The sequence below is a fragment of the Mycobacterium sp. genome, from assembly GCF_032162105.1.
Lineage (GTDB): Bacteria > Actinomycetota > Actinomycetes > Mycobacteriales > Mycobacteriaceae > Mycobacterium.
The window spans coordinates 1-4,594 of sequence record NZ_JAVRPS010000717.1 but is presented as its reverse complement, the minus strand read 5'-3'; the positions used below and the strand labels follow the sequence as shown (position 1 = coordinate 4,594).

Genomic DNA, 4,594 nt, shown 5'->3' with positions numbered 1-4,594 from the left:
TGCACATCCAACCCGACACTCGTACGATAATTTCTCACTGGGGCCTCCCACATCTTGTGGCTCTACCGGCCAGGACCACATTCCTGACGGCAACCCACGTTCACATGTGAGCGAGGCCCCAGCCCCTCATACCGTCTAAATCTCGTTGAGCCGTTGTGGGTTGCCGTGCACCACCAGCACGCCGAGACCATGCCTGAGTTGGCGCCCTACGTCAGCGACGCCGAGACCTGGGCGATCCGCAGGCAGCTGTACGAGGAGCTGCTGGCGAAGCCGGACACCGTGCTGCGTCATCGGCGTCGGTGGCAGCGCAGCCGGCCAGGGGCCGCTAGTTCTTACTCCGCGAGCAGACGCAAAAGTGCCCCAGAACCGGTGTTTTGGGGCACTTTTACGTCTGCTGGGCGGAAGCAACGACCCTCGCTACAGCGTCACCGGCCGACCTAGCTCTACCTGTCGCGGTTCGAGGGCAGGGGCTGACCGGTCAGCGTCGCAGCCGGACGAACCGGTAGCCACCGTAGATCGCCAACGCGACAAGGAAGTTGACGAAGTACGCGACGTCGGCGCCGTGCCACGCCACGGCGATCGGGCCCTGATAGATCGAGGTGTCCATGAACGGGACGGCCGCGGCGTAGGCGACGACGAACGCCACCAGCGCGGCCACGGCGTCGGGCCCAGCGGTCTGCTCGACGTCGGGATCGACGGTGGCCCGCCCGCGGCTGCGGATCCGCCAGTCCACGACGACCACCGCGACGAACGCGGGGATCCAGTAGCTGACCACCAGCAGCACGTTCTGGAACCGCGCCGCGGTGTCGGCGGCATGCAGCCAGAGGATCAGGCCGAACGCCAGCACGGTGACCACCACCGAGGACAGCGGCCTGCGCACGCGCACGCCGAGCGTCTGCAGGGCCAGCGACCCGCTGTAGTCGTTCATCACACCCGAGCCGACCGACGCAAGGGCGATGATCAGCAGCGCCAGCCCGCCGAGGACGCCGCCACCCATCACCGACCGCACTCCCTCGGCGGTCTGCTCGGACACCAGCGCGCCTGCCGCGATGCCGATGCCCTGAACGAACACGTACGCCAGCACGATCCCGGCGAACGTGTAGCCGAACACCCGCGCCCGGGACGACGTGGCCGGGAGGTAGCGGCTGAAGTCCGAGGCATAGCTGGCCCACGACACCGCCAGGCTGAGCGCGATCGTCACCTCGAGCACGAAGGCGCCGGCCAGGTCGGCGCCCTGCACCGTCGGCGGCGTCACCACGTCGTGTCCGCCGACCAGCTTGACCGCGAAGACCACGAAGGTGAGGAAGAGAACGACGGTCAGCACGGCCTGCAACCGGTGGATGACCTCGTAGCCGAAGAAGCCGACCACCCCCTGCACCCCAAGGACGATCAGCACGGCCGCCCAGAACGGGATGCCCAGCAGCACGGCCAGGGCCTCACCGCCGAACAACCCGACCAGCGCGTCCCACGCGATCGAGGACAGCCACTGCAGCACAGCGGGGAGCTTGACCGCCCCACCGAACGCCATCCGCGCCGCAGGCAGCTGCGCGGTTCCGGTGCGGGGACCCCAGGTGGAGAGGTAACCGACGATGAGGGATCCGAGCACGGTGCCGATGACCATCGCGAGCAATCCCAGCCAGAAGCCGAGGCCCAATGTGATCGCGAGCGCACCGGTGAAGACACCGGTCATGTTGACCTGCGGGGCGAACCAGACGGTGAACAATCGTCCCGGCGAGCCGTACCGCTGGGCGTCGCCGACGGGTGCGATGCCGTGCGTCTCGACCGAGAAGTCACCGGCCCCGCTGGGCGTCCGACCGCTGAACGGTGGCGCGTTCAGGGCGCTGGGCGGTGGGGACGACGTAACGGCCTTGTTCATGTGGTCATTCGATCACGACGGCCGACGCACGCACCGTCCACCGGTACAACGTTGCCGTGCGTCGGCAGTGCCGCCGCGGGTTCCTCGGCGCGGAATCTGCTCCTTGGGCGGATGCCGAGCGAGGGATTCCACTGTCGGAAAGTAAATTCGTTGCGGAATCACTTGCGAAGGTGCGGCTGATCGGCAATGGTTTATCCACAGCCGCGCCGCTGCACGGCCGACTATCCGAGCTCGAAGAGCAGTTTCGTCCCGGGGGGACGAGGGAGGTTTCGCCCTGACCGGCACACACACCACAGCCGCCGACCACACAACGGGAGAGGACGGGGCCACCCGCGACACGGGTCGTCCGGTCGTCGAGATCGACCACGTTACGAAGCGGTTCGACGACTACGTCGCCGTGGCGGATGCGGACTTCTCCGTTGCATCGGGCGAGTTCTTCTCGATGCTCGGGCCGTCGGGCTGCGGCAAGACCACCACGCTGCGAATGATCGCCGGTTTCGAGACGCCGACCGAGGGCGCCATCCGTCTCGAAGGGGTGGACGTGTCGCGGGTCGCGCCGCACAAGCGCAACGTCAACACGGTGTTCCAGCACTACGCGCTGTTCCCGCACATGACGGTGTGGGACAACGTCGCGTACGGGCCGCGCAGCACGAGGAAGGACAAGGCGGAGGTTCGTCGGCGCGTCGACGAGATCCTCGACATCGTCCGTCTCACCGACTTCGCCAAGCGCAAGCCTGCACAGCTGTCCGGCGGCCAGCAGCAGCGCGTCGCGCTGGCCCGGGCCCTGGTCAACTACCCAAGCGCGCTGCTGCTCGACGAGCCGCTCGGCGCGCTCGATCTCAAGCTGCGGCACGCCATGCAGTTCGAGCTCAAGCGGATCCAGCGCGAGGTCGGCATCACGTTCGTCTACGTGACGCACGACCAGGAGGAAGCGCTGACCATGAGCGACCGCATCGCGGTCATGAACGCGGGCAACGTCGAGCAGATCGGCACCCCCACCGAGATCTACGACGCACCCTCGACGGTGTTCGTCGCCAACTTCATCGGCCAGGCCAACCTGTGGGCCGGCCGGCAGAGCCGGGTCGACGGCGACATCGCCGAGGTCGCGGTTCTCGGTACCACGGTTCGGGCGCGGCCGGGTACCACCCGGATCGAGCCCGGCGGCCAGGCCACTGTGATGGTGCGGCCCGAACGCGTGCGGGTGTCGATGGAGGTGCCCACCGGGGATCTGGTGTCGGTCAAGGCCACCGTGACCGATCTGACGTTCCAGGGCCCGGTCGTGCGCCTCTCGCTGGCCGCGCCCGACGACTCACCGGTGATCGCGCACGTCGGCGCCGAACAGGAGCTGCCGCTGCTGCGCCCCGGAGACGAGGTGTACGTCTGCTGGGCACCGGAGGCGTCGCTCGTCCTGCCCGCCGCCGACATCCCCACTACGGAGGATCTCGAGGAAATGCTCGACTCACCCGACACGCCCTAACGCGAGTCGAAACCCCCTCCCCGCCGCGGAATCAGAAAGGCACCCCCCTGCCATGGCCAACCAGATCAACCAAGGGCTCCTGTCACAGTTCGCCAACGCCCGAACCTCCCGTAGGCGGTTCCTAGGCGGAAGTGCTGCTGCCGCAGCGGCTCTCGCGCTCGGCGGGGTGACACTCGCCGCGTGCGGCTCCAGTGACAGCGGCTCCACCGCGTCCTCCTCCGCGCCTGCCGACGACGGCTCCCCCGCCAGCGGCACACTGCGGGTGTCGAACTGGCCGCTCTACATGGCCGATGGCTTCGTCGCGGCGTTCCAGAAGGCCACGGGCATCACCGTGGACTACAAGGAAGACTTCAACGACAACGAGGAATGGTTCGCCAAGAACAAGGAACCGTTGTCCCGCAAGCAGGACATCGGCGCCGACCTGGCGGTGCCCACCACGTTCATGGCGACCCGGCTGCACACTCTCGGCTGGCTCAACGAGATCCGCGAGAGTGCCTGGTCCAACAAGAAGAACCTCCGGCCGGACCTGCTCGAGGCCGACGTCGACCCTGGCCGGAAGTTCAGCGCGCCCTACATGTCCGGCCTCGTCGGGATCGCCTACAACCGGGCAGCCACCGGACGCGACATCAAGACCATCGACGACATGTGGGATCCGAAGTTCAAGGGAAAGGTCAGCCTGTTCTCCGATGCACAGGACGGCCTCGGCATGCTGATGCTGTCGCAGGGCGGCTCGGTGACGGAGCCGACCACGGAGGCCATCCAGAAGGCCGCGAATCTGGTGAAGGAGCAGAAGGACAAGGGCCAGATCCGCCGCTTCACCGGAAACGACTACGCCGACGACCTGGCGGCGGGCAACACCGCGATCGCGCAGGCCTACTCAGGTGACGTCGTGCAGTTGCAGGCCGACAACCCGGACCTTCAATTCATCGTTCCGGATTCCGGCGGTACCACCTTCGTCGACACGATGGTGATCCCGTACACCACCCAGAACCAGAAGGCCGCCGAGGCGTGGATCAACTACATCTATGACCGCCCCAACTACGCCAAGCTGATCGCGCACACTCAGTACGTCCCCGTGCTGTCCGACATGACTGCCGAGCTCGACAAGATCGACCCCAAGCTGGGCTCCAACCCGCTGATCAACCCGCCGAAGTCGACCCTGGACAAGGTGAAGGGCTGGGCACCCCTTACCGACGAGCAGACGCAGCAGTTCAACACCATCTACGCCGCGGTGACGGGTG

Annotated in this window: 3 protein-coding genes; 2 read left to right on the top strand and 1 reads right to left on the bottom strand. The window is 67.0% G+C overall.

Translation table 11 applies throughout. The features are described 5' to 3' along the window. Window positions 1-478 precede the first annotated feature (478 nt). A complete protein-coding gene (locus QOC69_RS36325) occupies window positions 479-1,876 on the bottom strand; it encodes a purine-cytosine permease family protein (protein WP_526447723.1) in 1,398 nt (465 codons plus the stop codon). A 397-nt stretch (window positions 1,877-2,273) separates the two neighbouring features. On the opposite strand from QOC69_RS36325, the gene QOC69_RS36320 reads away from it, so the two are divergent. Both QOC69_RS36320 and QOC69_RS36315 read left to right on the top strand, forming a co-directional pair. Further along, the gene (locus QOC69_RS36320) at window positions 2,274-3,353 is read left to right on the top strand and encodes an ABC transporter ATP-binding protein (protein ID WP_526447721.1); all 1,080 of its coding nucleotides are present in this window, start codon (window positions 2,274-2,276) and stop codon (window positions 3,351-3,353) included. 52 nt (window positions 3,354-3,405) lie between these two features. After that, a partial coding sequence (locus QOC69_RS36315; protein WP_526447719.1) for a polyamine ABC transporter substrate-binding protein occupies window positions 3,406-4,594 on the top strand: 1,189 nt, incomplete at its 3' end.

Coding starts and splice junctions, on each gene's coding strand:
- QOC69_RS36325 (WP_526447723.1), bottom strand. CDS start 1,876: ATGAACAAGGCCGTTACGTCGTCCCCACCGCCCAGCGCCCTGAACGCG.